Raw genomic sequence first — 14,265 nt, 5'->3', positions numbered from 1 at the left:
AGCGGTTTCACACAAGCGAGTTTATTTCCGGGCCAGATAAAAGAAATCCAGACTTCCGGCGGGCGTGTTGGTCAGTACATAATCCGTGTACTGAATCTCGGCCGCCAAACTGTCCTGTTCCAGTAATTTATTGCGGTTCAGGCGGTTCAATAGATCGTAAGGCACCTGAAGCATCCAGCGGGGCAGGCGGTGTTGTAGGTTGAGCACATCGTAGCGCGTAATTTTCTCGACCGATTTCTTGTTCTGCTCGTAGTACGTCATCACTTTCCCGTTGCCGTGAATGCCTTGGGTGTCGACTTTTGGAAAATACCGCAGCATCAATTTATTCAGTTCGTCGGCGGTATACTCACGCACGTGCCACGGGTTGCGGGTGAGCGAAAACAGGCGGTTGACGGTGGTCAGCAGCAGCGTTCCACCGGGTTTCAGAACCCGAAACGCTTCTTTAATGAACAGTTCATCATTCTGAATGTGTTCGATGACCTGAAATGTGACGATATAATCGAAGCTGTTGTCGGCTAACCCGCTCAGTGGAGGAATATTGGCCTGAATAAACGTAGATTGTGGGTATTCCTGACGAAGCGATTGAATCAACTCCTCATTTTTGTCAATGCCGGTATAGTGATCAGCCGCTTTGGTTAGCAATTCGAGTCCGCGTCCCCAGCCGCAACCGATTTCCAGTACCTTGCCGCGCACGATTTTGGCGGCTTCGACGTACGGAAACAACAGCCGTTGGTGAACAGGATTGTCGGATGCAATTTCGGCGGAGGTAATTTCGGTGGTTTTATACATAGGATGCCTGAGCGGTGACTCGGGTAGTTGGAAGAAGGATTCGGCTAAAACGAATGCGTGCTTAAAGCCACAGCTTTCGAATAAACCGGGTCCCCATTGTTCTTTTTTTCGGTAAAGTTACTTGATTTGCGGTAGCTTTGAAAAAACGAATTGGAATTGATGGGATTGGGCGTTTTGTTCGTTTTAGGTATGAATAGAATTTAAGCCATATGAGAATAGCCATTATCATACTCTGTGCGGCCTTACTGGGAGCCTGTGCTTCCGGCAAGCGTACCAAAAATCCGGAAAGCAGCACTAGCCAGACCGAACGACCGGCGGACCGGTCGGCACCGAGGTCGGCACCGGTTAGTGCTTCGGCTCCGGCCAGACCGACGGAAACCAGTTGGCGGGTAGTTTCGACCAAAGGCCGGTTTCTGGGGAAAGATTCGTCATCGATTCGGGTGTACATGAATCTGATGGTTCGGAAGGGCAGTGAACATGCCACGGTCGAGGATTTTACGTCCCGGTTTATGCTCAACTACGTCGTTTATCCGGACTACAACAGCCGCGAACGACTGGCTTACGGTAACGTTCCGCTGACGGCCGAGTCGGTGATTCGGGAAGCCACGCCCGAAGCGGGCGATGTGCTGACGGTTGCGTTTGATGTGAAGAAACCGGCCAACACCGCCAACGGAGTCATGTTGCTCGAAATTACCGAAATCAGTACGGGTCGCAAGGTATTGAACGATTTACCCATCCGGTTTAAGACCGTCAAGCTGAGTGACCGGTTTGCTTTTTTTGATCCGAAAACCAATCTGCCGCAGCAGCACCATTTTGTCAATGCCGGCGATACGGTGGTGGTACGGGATGTATTGGGGGCGGTTTCGAAACCGCTGCATTTATTCCGGTATCGGCACGATTTCGATCCGGCGCAGTCGCCGATGAATACCACACCGCGTCCGCCGACCAAAGTGATGGGCGTGGATTCGACCATGACAGTGATGACGAACCAGCCGTTTTCGCTACCGGACGAAGGCCTGTATTATTTTGTGGAAGATACCGCCGATGCCTTCGGTCTGGGGCTGGTCGTGGCCGACAACCGCTTCCCGAAAATGACTCGCCCCGAAAAACTGATCAAGCCCATTTTATACGTTAGCACCAACACCGAAATCAACAGCCTGAATACGGCTGCGGATTATAAAAAAGCACTCGACCGGTATTGGCTGACGCTGATGGCCGGTGATCAGAGTCTGGCAAAAGGAGCCATTCGGGCGTATTATGGCCGCGTAGAAGAAGCCAACCGCCTTTTTACCACGTATAAGGAAGGCTGGAAAACCGACAAAGGGATGATCTACATTGTGCTGGGGCCACCCGACCGGGTTCAGCGTAGCCGCGACCGGGAGGTGTGGGTATATAACCAACGTGCGAATGTCTCGGAAATTAACTTTACCTTTAATCGAAAACCTAATCAATTTGTTGAGGATCACTATGAACTGGTGCGATATGTCGAATATCAACCCGTCTGGTATCCCGTAGTCGAAGCATGGAGAACCGGAGCAATTCGCGAGTAAATACGTTTCATACCAAAAAGCCCAAACAGTACTCCAGCGATGAGATGGTGTTTGGCATTCAATCCGTTACCGAAATTCTGCGTTCCGGGAAAGACATCGACCGGCTGTATCTGGTCAAGGAAGGCAGCTTTCCCGAAATTCAGCAACTCGCGTTTGAGCGCCGGGTGACCATTCAGCGCGTGCCGGTTGAGAAACTGGAACGCATTACGCGGAAAAATCACCAGGGAGCGATCTGCTTTGTGTCGTCGATTTTTTACGCCAAACTCTCGAACGTGATTGTGGGCGTTTACGAAAAAGGGCAGGTGCCGCTGTTGCTGGTGCTCGACCGGATTACGGACGTGCGCAACTTTGGGGCCATCGCCCGGACGGCGGAGTGTGCGGGTGCCCAGGGGATTGTGATTCCGGCGCGTGGGGCTGCGCTCATCAATTCCGACGCCATGAAAACCTCTTCGGGCGCCTTGAGTCACCTGCCGGTTTGCCGCGAAGTCAATCTCGAGGAGACGTTGAAATACATGAAAGAGTCAGGCATTAAGGTCGTGGCCTGTACCGAAAAAACCGATAACTACCTGTACGACATTGACATGTCCGGCCCGACAGCCATTGTCATGGGTTCGGAAGACGACGGTATTTCGGATGAACTGCTGCGCCTGGCCGACCACCATGCCCGCATTCCGCTGGTGGGGCAAGTCGAGTCGCTGAACGTGTCGGTGGCCACGGGTGTGGTCTTGTACGAAGCGGTCCGGCAACGGATTTTCAGTGACAACGAGCCGCCGGTTGATGAAGGGGTTTAAGCATAATTCGCGATTTACAAATCGCGAATTATAAATAATTTCATCCGTGTAAAAAAATAGTCCTGCTTTTTTGGCAGGACTATTTTTTTACGTATTAGCGAATATTACGCCTTTTTCTTCGCAGCCGGTTTTTTAGCCGGGGCCTTTTTCGCGCCACCATCCAAAGAATTAATCCAGGCGGCAATTTTCAGTGCTTCGTCTTTCGGAACGTTTTTCAACGCAGCCATCGGGGGGTAACCTGGCCAGTGTTCCGGCTTTGGTTCGTAAATCAATTCGACAATCTGCGCATCGGTATATTTCTTCTTTGCAACCTCTTTATAAGGAGGGCCCACCAGACGGGTGTCCGGGTTATGGCAAGCCAGACAGATGTTTTTCTGAAGTAAAGCTTTAATGTCGTCGGGTATTACGGTCTGAGCTTGCGCTTTGCTGACGGAAATAAGGGCGGTCAGGGCAACCGCAATGAGCATTCCAAACGTTTTTTTCATGTAAATTCGATTAAAAGCTTAATGAGTTAAGACTAAAAACTGTGATCGGGCCAACAAAGTTATACGGCAATGCTAATATACGCCAACACTCTACCGGCTTTTTCCATAAATATCTTGCCCGTTTGACAAGGTAGAAAACCGAAAGTTTAATGGCTACCGTCGAAATGGAAGAAAAAGAAGAAAAAAAATGAGAATCCTGTTTTCCTGAATTTAACTATGGCCACCATCGACCTTTTTTCGGGCCACGCCGATCTCTATGCGCAATACCGGATCGATTATCCGCCCGAACTCTATGATTTTCTCTTATCCATAACCGGCGGCCGTCAACAAGCGTGGGATTGCGCCACGGGCAACGGACAGGTTGCCAGCGTGTTGTCGGCCCATTTTGACCAGGTGGATGCCACGGACATCAGCGCACAGCAACTGGAAAAAGCCGTTCAGAAAGCCAATATTACCTATACGGTCTGTCCGGCTGAGCAAACGCCTTTTTCGGACCAGTCTTTCGATTTGATAACCGTCGCCCAAGCCCTGCACTGGTTCGATACCGGCGCGTTTCACCGGGAGGTTCGGCGGGTCGCAAAACCGGGTGCGGTTCTGGCCGAGTGGGGGTACGGAAACGCGCAAATCGACCCGGTTATCGATCCGGTTTTCTACCATTTCTACGAGGTCATCATCGGGCCGTATTGGGACAGCAAGCGAAAACACGTTGATGAAGGGTATGCCAGCATCCCGTTTCCGTTCGATGAGGTCGTTCATCAGAACTTTACCATCCGGCGAAACTGGGATTTGGATCGCTTTCTGAACTACCTACGAACGTGGTCAAGTGTGCAGAAATACATCCGCCAGCACGGAAACGACCCGGTTCTCTGGATGTCCGATCAACTGAAAACCGTTTGGGGAAACAGCGAACGGGAAGTCCGGTTTCCGGTGTTTCTCCGCGCGGGGAGATTGTGAGTGCATATTTAAGAATTAAGAGTTAAGAATTAAGAGTTAAAAGTTAAAAGATTGGCATTGAGTAGTTGAAATAGTGTTCCTGCTGAAATTCAACTCTTAATTTTTAACTCTTCACTCTTCACTCTATATAGTCCAAATCACCCGCAACACCCGCGACCGGACGCCGATGAGCTGGAAAAACTCCAGCCAGTGCAGTTGCTGCGCACCGAGATGATCGGTTGGGGATTTTACTTCCACAAACTCATAATCTCCCTGTTCGTTCCAGATCAGGAGGTCGGGAAAACCGCGGGTGTTTTCACGGAGATTGCGCGAGATTTCGAGCATGATCAGACCCAGTTGCGCCGGTTCCAGCAAAGCGACCATCTGGAGATTCAGGCTCAACAGTTCCTCGTTCCAGTCGACCAGCACATTCGTAATTCCGTATTTTTCGAAGAAAACCGTCTCAATGTGTTTCTTCCAATCGTCACGGGTTTTGAGGTCGGCCAGGCGTTTTTTGAGCAACTCTTCGCGTTTGACGTAAAAATCGGGGAGGTAAAAATCCGAAGGCGTCCGTTGCAGCGGGTGGTGAATGGCCTGCACGTTGGCGTCGTAAATGATGTCCCAGAACACCAGCCCGAACAGACCGCGCCAGGGATAGTTTTCCGTAAAGGATGCTTCCCAGCCGGTTTCCAGAAAGTGATTCATGACCCCGGCTTCGACGTGGTGCCGGTAAATAGCCGGAATGCCGACGCTCTCGGCATCGGACAAAAACCGGGTGGTGGCTTTTCGGCTGCGCTTTTTCTCCCCGGCACTCAGGATTTTTTCCCGGAAATCGTTGGCAAAATACCGTTCATCGGCGTTCTGCGGATTCAGCGCGATTTCGTCGCAGAGGGCCAGCGCTTCCTCCGTCAGCCCCGACCGGAACAGCAGCCGCGCGCGCCGTTCGCGGGCCGGAACCCGTTCGGTCAGGGAATAGACTTGCATGGCCTGTTCCGGCATTTTCTGCCGTTCCAGATAACCGCCGACGTGGGCTACCAGTTTGGCATAACCCGGTTTGGCAATCTCACTGAGTTCAGGCCGGGTTTCGTCCCAGTTCATAAACCAGTTGAACACGTCTTCCGGTGGCGTTACGGAATCGCGCAATTCGTGAAATTCTTCGTTCGTGAGTGAAATCAGCAGCTTGTCTTCCACCTCTTTGCGGTTCACAAACCGGGCCGTCAGCTTCGATTCGTCGTAGCGTTCGAAGGTCACCATGCCCAGATCGCGAATCACAAACTCGGTCATGTCGCCGGAACGGTTTCCGAAAAACAGGTATTTCAGCATCATGACCTCTGCGTCGAAATGCGGTTTCACCACCGTTTCAAACCGGGTCAGGCTTTCGACAATCCGGGCAAAATCCAGCTCGTGCAGGGCATACCGGACAATGTTTTCCTTTTTCGCTTTTCCTAGCGGTTTGACTTCCTCTGGTTCCAGCGGCAACAGTTCCAGCAACTCCGGTTTGGTAAAGGTGTTTAAGACCTCGTCGCCCAGCACTTCGTGGTGCGGGTTCAGCCGTTCGATAAAACCGTTGATGAGGAGTTCACCCACGGCCGCCGGGAGGTCGTCAATTTCCTTGTATTGCAGCTTCTGCACCCGAAAAAACGTTCCCCGCCGGTTGCTGAACCGCACATAGAGGCACTGCGCATCTTCGGTCAGCTCGTCGAACCGGCGAATGAATCCCTGCTCCGCTTCATTCAGCAAATGGCCGTACATGCGACGGACAAAACCGGTCAGGTAGCGAAAATAATCGAGGTAGTATTTTGGTGGAAGTTCGATCTGTTGCGGTCTGGTTGCCATTTTTTCAATCCATTTGCCCATCTTTACCGTTATTACTATTAACACTATTTTTCGCTAATATGTCCCCGAAAAGGGTATTGCAGGAACTTGCCGATCAGCACTTGCTTGATGAGAAACAACGCGTTGTGATCCAGTCGGTTGAAGACCAGAGACTGTTTTCGGTACATTGGGAATTACGGTCGTTGCTCTATGCCGGTATTCTGCTTTTTACGACGGGAACGGGCTGGCTGATTTACAGATACATCGACCAGATCGGCCACAACCTGCTGATTCTGGCGCTCGCGGTGGTTTGTGCGGCCTGTTTTGCGTTTGCCATTCGTTTCAAAGGGCCACTCACCATCGCTCACTCACCCAGTCGTTCGCCGTTTGGCGATTACGCCCTGTTGCTGGGTTGCCTGCTTTTTTTGACCTTGGAAGGATACCTGCAATACCAATATAACCTGTTTGGTACCCGCTACGGTTTGGTAACTTTTTTGCCCGCCATCCTGTTTCTGACGCTGGCGTATCTGTTCGACCACCGGGGTGTGCTGGCGATGGGACTTACGGCTTTGATTTCGTGGATTGGGGTGACGGTTCGTCCGCTGGAGTTTTACTTCAAGGGCAACCTGCGAGATATGACGGTTTTGCTTTCGGCCATCGTGCTGAGTCTGGTGCTCATGGCGGGGGCACTGGTGCTGGATCGGCAACGGATCAAACGGCATTTCACCCTAACCACCTTAACATTTGCGGGCAACCTGTTGCTGGTGGCGCTTGTGGCCGGGCTGTTCAATTTTAAAGAACAGGATCTGCTGTTTGCCGTCGCACTGGCCGTTGCCTGTGTTGCGTTCGACTGGTACGCCCGAAAAGAGCATTCGTTTCTGTTCCTGCTGATGAGTACATTTTATGGGTACATTGGCGTAACCTATCTGGTGTTCCATTATTTGCACCTGCGCGACGAAGCGACGTACCTCTACTGGATTATTACTGGTATTGGCATTACGGCCTATTTATCAAGAAGCCGGAAAGTTTGACTGTGACCGTTTCCGCACGTATTCCACACCCTTTGTCAAGATGAAAGCCTACAACGAAAACTGGGTTCGCAACAAACACATCACCGAACAGGCCGCCCGCTGGCAACGCCAGGGTCTGTTTGATGAAGCAAAAATGCAGCAGATCCGGGAAAACTATCCGGTCGGTTTTCACGAATCCAACGGTTTTATTGAAATCGGCCTGTTTGTGTTTTCCATTGTCGCCGTCAGTGGCGGGTACTTCCTGCTGGCAACACTCCTGTCAAAACTCTTTGAAATCGATCTGTTTTACCATTTCTTCAACATCGGTTTCGGCACCGCCATTGGATTTCTGGCGGGTCACCTGATCAACAGCCGGAAACACTACCGATCCGGTACTGACAATGCACTGATTATTGCGGCTGTAGCACTCGTCATTGTGGGGGTAATCGGTCTGTTTCCCGACAATATGCCGCTCTGGCAATACTGTTTCATCAGCTTACCACTGATTCTGCTCGGCGTCTGGTACTACAGCGATCTGCTTCTGACGTTAGCGGCTTTTGTAACACTGGCCGTAGCCCTTTTCGATTTTATACTGGAATTTTCGTTTGGGAAACAGATCCTGCCGTTTGTGCTGATGGGCGTTTCGGCGGGACTGTATGTACTGGCCCGGCTGTATGAAGACCGGGACGAAATGGTGTACTGGCGGGATAATTTTATTCTGCTGGAGTGGCTGTCCCTGAGTCTGTTACTGATCAGTTGTAACTACTATGCCGTTCGTGAACTGAACTACTGGATGATGGACCGACGACCCGCCGAAGCCCCCGAAATTGCCTGGGCGGGCCTTTTCTGGACCCTGACCATCGCGGTTCCGATTGCCTTGTTTTACCTGGGTTTCCGTCAGAAAGAACGCCCGTTACTGATCATGAGTGCCATCGGCTGGGGACTGGCCCTGGCCACCTGGCGGTATTTTCACCCGCTGTTTTCGCTGGAAGTTTATCTGGCGGTCAACGGATTGTCGCTCATTCTGGTGGCGGTTTTCCTGATTCGGTATCTGCGCGTACCCCGCGCAAACTTTACGGATCGGCCCGATGAAGATTCACCCAACCAATTCCTGATCAATGCCGAACTGCTGGCGAGTGTTCAGGCCACTTCGGAGCATCCGGGTTCCAAAGATGATATGCGGTTTGGCGGTGGTGATTTTGGCGGTGGCGGCAGCGGGGACCGGTATTGACCGATCAATAGTCGTACCACTCACCCCACCAACGCTGCAACTGCTTCCGGATTTCATTCTCCCGCGCATTCTGACCCGGCTGATACAACTTCGTTCCCTTCAACTCGTCGGGTAAAAAGTTCTGCTGGACAAAATTTCCTTCAAAATCGTGCGCGTACTGGTAGTTTTTGCCGTAACCAATCTGCTTCATGAGTTTGGTCGGCGCGTTGCGCAAGTGCAGTGGCACGGGTTGATCGGACGTCCGCTCGGCCAGCGCCATCGCTTCATTGATCGCTACATAACTGGCGTTGCTTTTTGGCGACGTCGCTAAATACACCGCCACCTGCGAGAGTACAATCCGGCATTCGGGAAAGCCGATAACTTTCACGGCCTGCATGGCGTTTGTAGCCATAATAATCGCCGTCGGGTTGGCGTTGCCAATGTCTTCCGAGGCCAGAATCAACATCCGGCGGGCAATGAATTCAGGATCTTCACCCGCCACCAGCATCCGGGCCATCCAGTATAACGCGCCGTTGGGGTCGCTGCCGCGCAGGGATTTGATGAAGGCCGAAATGATGTCGTAGTGTTGTTCGCCCGATTTATCATACCGCGCAATCTGGTGTTGGGCAACGGTCGTCACCAGTTCGTCATCGATCGTCATCTCCTGATTGTCCGGGCGGGACGTTACGACCATCTCCAGCAGGTTCAGGAGCTTCCGGCCGTCACCCCCCGAAATCCGCATGAGCGCATCGTAGGACGCAACGGTGATGTTTTTTTCTTTGAGGTAGCTGTCTTTCAAAACGGCGTTGTCGACCAGTTGTTTCAGCTCGTCGACACCGAGCGATTCCAGAATATACACCTGACAACGCGACAGCAAAGCCGAGTTGACCTCGAACGACGGGTTTTCGGTGGTGGCCCCGATCAGCGTAATGGTCCCTTTTTCGACCGCACCGAGCAGCGCGTCCTGCTGGTTTTTGTTAAACCGGTGAATTTCGTCAATGAAAACGATGGGAGGGAACAAACCCGAAGGGCGGCTGAGCACGTCGCGGACTTCTTTGACACCCGCGCTGATGGCGCTTAAACTGAAAAAAGGGCGTTTGGTGGCTTCCGCGATCAACTGGGCGAGTGTCGTTTTTCCGACGCCCGGCGGTCCCCACAAAATCATCGACGGAATGCGGTTGGCTTCGACGGCCCGGCGTAAGGCGCTTCCCCGGCCAATTAGTTTTTGTTGGCCTATAACGTCATCCAGGGTGCGGGGGCGCATCCGTTCGGGAAGGGGTGTGGTAATCGGGTTCATGCAGAATTTGCCGTTTGAAGTATACCGGTTTGGGTTACAAAGGTAAGTAACCGTATTGGGTAAACTTCAAACGACAAGCAATAGTTAGAACCGCAGGGCCAGGATGCTGTCCGTTACAGAACCACTTTTTCGGGCGAGATGTATTTTTTCAGATTGGTCAACGCGCCGAAAATCAGGTTGTAAACCGACTGGATGTTGATCTGCATCAGCGACGAAATTTCTTCGTTGCTCAAATTCTGATAATAGCGCAGATAAACGGCTTCGCGTTGACGGCGGGGGAGTTTTTCGATGGCTTTGGCCACACAGGAGTTGACGTGGTCGTCTTCTTCGTACGAAATCAGTGTCGATTCGTAGGACGGCGCACAGCCGGGGAGCCATTCGCGGTCGTTTTCCACATCGTCCTGGCTACTGAATTTCATCTCGGCGTTCAGATGGCGAACCAGTTTTCGCTTGATCGAAGCCATCAGATAAAACCGGACTGAGGTGGTCTGACCGATGGTTTGCCGGTGTTTCCACAATTCGACAAACAGGTCGTGAATACAGTCTTTGATCAATGCCCGGTCGGCGGTGAAGTGGGCGCAGTAGTGATACAGCACCTGCACATATTCCTTATAAAGCCGGGCAAAAGCCACTTCATCGCCACTCCGGAACTGATCCCAGAGTTGCTCTTCGTCTATACCGGATGGGGTGCGGTAGCGAGGCATAGTAGAGGTTTAGGATGGGTCAACAGAAAGTACTCTTTCTACAGAATGTAAACTTATTAACAAAACTTGTTAATAAAAACAGTTCGGGCTTTTTTTTACAAAAACTTGTATAAATAGGATTTTTTTTATTTTAGTATGCGTGCATACGGTTTTACGACCGCTTAATCATAATGGGAGTGAACCGGAAGTTTTGTCCATCAAATAAGCCGCGATCACTCAGTTTGAGGGAGGGAATGACGAGCAAAGCCATGAACGACAAGGTCATGAACGGTGAAGCCAGCGTGCTTCCCAGTTCATCCTTCACAAAGCGGTCGATGGCCGTGTACGTAGCCGCAACGGCATAGCCGTCGGTATCAGTCATCAAACCGGCAATGGGGAGGGGGAGAAGGTGGTGATGGGTTGCCTCCGCAACGGCACTCAACCCGCCCCGGGCTTCGATAACCAGGTTAACGGCCTGACTAATGCTGTGGTCGTCGCAGCCCACGGCGATGATGTTGTGGGAATCATGCCCGACGGTAGAAGCAATCGCGCCTTTTTTAAGGCCGAAATTTTTGATGAAAGCCACGGCCGGGGCCGCGTCCTGGTAGCGGTTCACGACGGTTATTTTTAGAATATCCCGCGTCACATCGGCCACCACCCGGTTGTCCAGAAGCGTAGGAGCGAGAAGAAGGTTGTTGGTAATTAACTGCCCATCGAGTGCTTCAATAACTTGTAAGTGACCCGGTTGCTGATCCAACGACACTTCAAAATCAAGCGGTTTTTTCGGCAGGCAGTTAAACCGGTTAACGTGTTCACTCCGCAAATCCGGCAATAGTGAAATTCCATTTTCGGCTACCACAACGCCATTGCTATACGTTTTGAGAATCGTAAACGCCTGTAAGTCGCTGGCAACGATCAAATCGGCCGGATCACCTTCCCGTAGCAGGCCCACCGGCAGGCGGTAATGCAACACCGGATTGAGACAGGCCGCCCGCAGAACGTTGAATAAATCGTGTCCTTTTGCCAACGCCCGTTTAACCAGTTGGTTGATGTGGCCTTCCACCAGGCTGTCGGGATGCTTGTCGTCGGAGCAGAACATGATTTTGTCCGGGAAATCGGCGAGCAGCGGAATCAGCGCTTCGAAATTTTTGGCCGCGCTTCCCTCGCGAATCAGAATAGCCATGCCCCGCTGCACTTTGTCCAGCCCTTCTTCGTACGTAAAACACTCGTGGTCGGTGGTCATACCGGCGTCGATGTAACGTTGGGCATCGTCGCCCCGCAAACCGGGTGCGTGGCCGTCGATGGGCTTGTTGAAGGCATTCGCCAGCGCAATTTTGGCCATCACGTCCGGGTCCTGGTGCAGAACGCCCGGAAAATTCATCATCTCAGCCAGATAGCCAATTTCTTTCAGTCCCAGCAGCCGCCGGACGTCCCGAACGCCAATGGTGGCCCCCGCGGTTTCGAACGGGGTGGCCGGTACACAGGAGGGAGCACCAAAACAGAATTTGAACGGCACGCGTTTGCCGTCGGCAATCATATATTCCACGCCTTCGACACCCAGAACGTTTCCAATCTCGTGCGGGTCCGACACCGTGGCGATGGTGCCGTGAACCACCGCCAGCCGGGCAAACTGGGCGGGCGTGAGCAGTGAGCTTTCAATGTGAACGTGGGCATCGACAAAACCGGGCAGGAGATACGGTTCCCCGGGACGTTCGGGGCCCAGTTCGTCGATTTGGTGAATCCGGCCCTGCTCAATGGTCAACTGGCTGAAACGGATGGTGCGGTCGAAAAGATTAAGGAGATTGCCGGAAACTTGCATGAATAGGGAAGAATCTTGATTTTTTTATTTCAATATTAGTGATAATTCACAGACTTTTGTCTCTTGAAATAAACCGGGATTCTGATGGATCAGCCCCGGATGTTATTCCTACTCTTATAACTATGCAGCATAAACTTCTGAAAGTACACCCCGCCGATAACGTAATTGTGGCCCTGCAAAATTTTCAGTCGGGCGAACAGGTTGATTTTGAGGGACAAACGTATACCCTACCGGTTGGGGTCGGGGTGAAACACAAATTTGTAACCGAAGATCTGCAAACCGGTGACTCGGTGATTATGTACGGCGTGTTGGTTGGAAAAGCCACACAACCTATCAAACGGGGCGAACCCATCACGACGTTCAACCTCAAACACGACGCTGATCAGTACGGAATCGACAAAAAACAGCCCTACACCTGGCAACAACCCGACGTGTCGGCCTGGCACAACCGGACGTTCATGGGCTACCACCGCGCCGACGGTATGGTGGGAACCGCCAACTACTGGCTTGTGGTGCCGCTCGTTTTTTGCGAAAACCGCAACATCCTGATTCTGAAAGATGCTTTCGAGCGGGAGTTGGGCTATGCCCAATCGGAGATTTACCGGGAGCAGGTACATGAATTGCTGCAGCTCTATAAAGTGGGCGATATGGACCGGATTCATAAAATGGAAGCTTTTCTCGATCCGTCGCAGGTGCGCACGCTGGATGAACCCGTTGTCAAGCGGCCTTTTAAAAACATCGACGGCATCAAGTTTCTGACGCACGAAATGGGTTGTGGCGGCACACGCCAGGATTCCGAAGCCCTGTGTGGCCTGTTTGCCGGTTTTATCAACAACCCCAACGTGGCCGGTGTCACGGTGTTGAGTCTGGGTTGCCAGCATACGCAAACCTCGATGCTGGTAGACGAGGTACGGAAACGCAATCCGAAGTTTAACAAGCCCATGCTGATTTTTGAACAGCAGGACGGCACCGAATACGCCATGCTGACCAACGCGATCCGCGAAACGTTCCTGGGACTGGTTGAAGCCAACAAACTGGAACGGCAGCCAGCTCCTTTGAGCAGCCTGACCGTTGGTCTGAAATGTGGCGGTTCCGACGGTTTCTCGGGCCTTTCGGCCAACCCGGCCATCGGGCATCTGTCGGATATTCTGGTCACTTTGGGTGCCAAAACCGTGCTGGCGGAATTCCCGGAACTGAACGGGGTGGAACAGGAACTGATCAATCGTGCGACTTCAGAAGAGAAAGCACTGAAATTCATTCACCTGATGCAGGACTATTCGGCGAAAGCGGAGGCCGTTGGTTCTGGTTTCGATATGAACCCCTCGCCGGGCAACATCCGCGATGGGTTGATTACCGACGCCATCAAATCGGCGGGAGCGGCCAAAAAAGGGGGGACGTCACCCGTTGCTGATGTTCTGAATTACACCGAACCCGCCACCGAACCCGGTTTGAACCTCCTCTGTACGCCCGGAAACGACGTGGAAGCCACGACGGGTATGGCTGGTTCCGGCACCAACATCATTCTGTTTACGACCGGTTTGGGAACGCCAACGGGTAATCCGATCTGCCCCGTAGTGAAAATTTCGACCAACACCGCCTTGCTCCGGCGCATGCCTGACGTCATCGACTTCGACAGCGGCCCGATCATCGAAGGCGAAGAAACCATCGAGCAAAATGCCGAAGAACTGCTCGAATACGTAATCCGGCTCGCCAGTGGCGAAGTCAAAACCAAAGCCCAGCAACTGGGTCAGGACGATTTTATCCCCTGGAAGCGGGGCGTTTCCCTTTAATTTTGAATGAGTGAATGATAGAATGAGTGAATAGTGTGTCAGGAACCCGGCTATTTATCATTCACTCATTCGCTCATTCACTCATTCACAATT

General features: G+C 52.1%; 12 protein-coding genes. 6 read left to right on the top strand and 6 right to left on the bottom strand.

What is annotated here, in order from left to right:
• Positions 1 to 21: 21 nt before the first annotated feature.
• A complete protein-coding gene (locus tag ACS5NO_RS19215; protein ID WP_439416644.1) occupies positions 22 to 789 on the bottom strand; it encodes a class I SAM-dependent methyltransferase in 768 nt (255 codons plus the stop codon).
• Between the two features lie 209 nt (positions 790 to 998).
• On the opposite strand from ACS5NO_RS19215, the gene ACS5NO_RS19210 reads away from it, so the two are divergent.
• Together ACS5NO_RS19210 and rlmB are read left to right on the top strand one after the other, a co-directional pair.
• Complete coding sequence (locus ACS5NO_RS19210; RefSeq protein WP_439416643.1) at positions 999 to 2,339, top strand: GWxTD domain-containing protein; 1,341 nt, start codon at positions 999 to 1,001, stop codon at positions 2,337 to 2,339.
• Positions 2,312 to 3,130: a 23S rRNA (guanosine(2251)-2'-O)-methyltransferase RlmB gene (gene rlmB / locus ACS5NO_RS19205; RefSeq protein ID WP_150880353.1), complete on the top strand. Its 819-nt coding sequence runs from the start codon at positions 2,312 to 2,314 to the stop codon at positions 3,128 to 3,130. Before ACS5NO_RS19210 ends, rlmB begins: the two co-directional genes overlap by 28 nt.
• 104 nt (positions 3,131 to 3,234) lie before the next feature.
• On the opposite strand, the gene ACS5NO_RS19200 is transcribed toward rlmB, so the two are convergent.
• A complete protein-coding gene (locus ACS5NO_RS19200; RefSeq protein ID WP_114406071.1) occupies positions 3,235 to 3,615 on the bottom strand; it encodes a c-type cytochrome in 381 nt (126 codons plus the stop codon).
• A gap of 216 nt (positions 3,616 to 3,831) precedes the next feature.
• Here ACS5NO_RS19200 and ACS5NO_RS19195 point away from each other — a divergent pair, with 216 nt between their 5' ends.
• Positions 3,832 to 4,569 (top strand): class I SAM-dependent methyltransferase, encoded by a 738-nt coding sequence (locus tag ACS5NO_RS19195; protein ID WP_439416642.1) that lies wholly within the window; start codon positions 3,832 to 3,834, stop codon positions 4,567 to 4,569.
• Positions 4,570 to 4,692: 123 nt separating this feature from the next.
• Here ACS5NO_RS19195 and ACS5NO_RS19190 read toward each other — a convergent pair whose 3' ends face one another.
• A complete protein-coding gene (locus ACS5NO_RS19190; RefSeq protein ID WP_439416641.1) occupies positions 4,693 to 6,384 on the bottom strand; it encodes a VRR-NUC domain-containing protein in 1,692 nt (563 codons plus the stop codon).
• 59 nt (positions 6,385 to 6,443) lie between these two features.
• Between ACS5NO_RS19190 and ACS5NO_RS19185 the strand changes: the two genes are divergently transcribed.
• Both ACS5NO_RS19185 and ACS5NO_RS19180 read left to right on the top strand, forming a co-directional pair.
• Positions 6,444 to 7,394 (top strand): DUF2157 domain-containing protein, encoded by a 951-nt coding sequence (locus tag ACS5NO_RS19185; protein WP_439416640.1) that lies wholly within the window; start codon positions 6,444 to 6,446, stop codon positions 7,392 to 7,394.
• 40 nt (positions 7,395 to 7,434) lie between these two features.
• Complete coding sequence (locus ACS5NO_RS19180; protein WP_439416639.1) at positions 7,435 to 8,604, top strand: hypothetical protein; 1,170 nt, start codon at positions 7,435 to 7,437, stop codon at positions 8,602 to 8,604.
• Between the two features lie 4 nt (positions 8,605 to 8,608).
• Here ACS5NO_RS19180 and ACS5NO_RS19175 read toward each other — a convergent pair whose 3' ends face one another.
• The 3 genes from ACS5NO_RS19175 to ade form a co-directional block, all read right to left on the bottom strand.
• Entirely contained in the window at positions 8,609 to 9,880 is a 1,272-nt protein-coding gene (locus ACS5NO_RS19175; protein WP_439416638.1) for a replication-associated recombination protein A, read from the bottom strand.
• Between the two features lie 113 nt (positions 9,881 to 9,993).
• Complete coding sequence (locus ACS5NO_RS19170) at positions 9,994 to 10,584, bottom strand: RNA polymerase sigma factor (protein WP_124873068.1); 591 nt, start codon at positions 10,582 to 10,584, stop codon at positions 9,994 to 9,996.
• Positions 10,585 to 10,735: 151 nt separating this feature from the next.
• Positions 10,736 to 12,382, bottom strand: coding sequence for an adenine deaminase (gene ade, locus ACS5NO_RS19165; RefSeq protein ID WP_439416637.1), 1,647 nt, complete (start codon positions 12,380 to 12,382; stop codon positions 10,736 to 10,738).
• A 122-nt stretch (positions 12,383 to 12,504) separates the two neighbouring features.
• On the opposite strand from ade, the gene ACS5NO_RS19160 reads away from it, so the two are divergent.
• Positions 12,505 to 14,172, top strand: a complete 1,668-nt coding sequence (locus ACS5NO_RS19160) for a UxaA family hydrolase (RefSeq protein WP_439416636.1) — start codon at positions 12,505 to 12,507, stop codon at positions 14,170 to 14,172.
• The last annotated feature ends 93 nt before the right edge of the window (positions 14,173 to 14,265 follow it).

Source organism: Larkinella fluvii, from assembly GCF_051857545.1.
GTDB lineage: Bacteria > Bacteroidota > Bacteroidia > Cytophagales > Spirosomataceae > Larkinella.
This window is presented reverse-complemented; position numbering and strand designations above follow the sequence as displayed.

What these genes read in the sequence shown, in the direction of transcription:
- ACS5NO_RS19190 (WP_439416641.1), bottom strand. Translation starts at nt 6,384, where the DNA reads ATGGCAACCAGACCGCAACAGATCGAACTTCCACCAAAATACTACCTC.
- ACS5NO_RS19215 (WP_439416644.1), bottom strand. Translation starts at nt 789, where the DNA reads ATGTATAAAACCACCGAAATTACCTCCGCCGAAATTGCATCCGACAAT.
- ACS5NO_RS19160 (WP_439416636.1), top strand. Translation starts at nt 12,505, where the DNA reads ATGCAGCATAAACTTCTGAAAGTACACCCCGCCGATAACGTAATTGTG.
- ACS5NO_RS19200 (WP_114406071.1), bottom strand. Translation starts at nt 3,615, where the DNA reads ATGAAAAAAACGTTTGGAATGCTCATTGCGGTTGCCCTGACCGCCCTT.
- ACS5NO_RS19195 (WP_439416642.1), top strand. Translation starts at nt 3,832, where the DNA reads ATGGCCACCATCGACCTTTTTTCGGGCCACGCCGATCTCTATGCGCAA.
- ACS5NO_RS19180 (WP_439416639.1), top strand. Translation starts at nt 7,435, where the DNA reads ATGAAAGCCTACAACGAAAACTGGGTTCGCAACAAACACATCACCGAA.
- ACS5NO_RS19185 (WP_439416640.1), top strand. Translation starts at nt 6,444, where the DNA reads ATGTCCCCGAAAAGGGTATTGCAGGAACTTGCCGATCAGCACTTGCTT.
- ACS5NO_RS19210 (WP_439416643.1), top strand. Translation starts at nt 999, where the DNA reads ATGAGAATAGCCATTATCATACTCTGTGCGGCCTTACTGGGAGCCTGT.
- ACS5NO_RS19170 (WP_124873068.1), bottom strand. Translation starts at nt 10,584, where the DNA reads ATGCCTCGCTACCGCACCCCATCCGGTATAGACGAAGAGCAACTCTGG.
- ade (WP_439416637.1), bottom strand. Translation starts at nt 12,382, where the DNA reads ATGCAAGTTTCCGGCAATCTCCTTAATCTTTTCGACCGCACCATCCGT.
- ACS5NO_RS19175 (WP_439416638.1), bottom strand. Translation starts at nt 9,880, where the DNA reads ATGAACCCGATTACCACACCCCTTCCCGAACGGATGCGCCCCCGCACC.
- rlmB (WP_150880353.1), top strand. Translation starts at nt 2,312, where the DNA reads ATGGAGAACCGGAGCAATTCGCGAGTAAATACGTTTCATACCAAAAAG.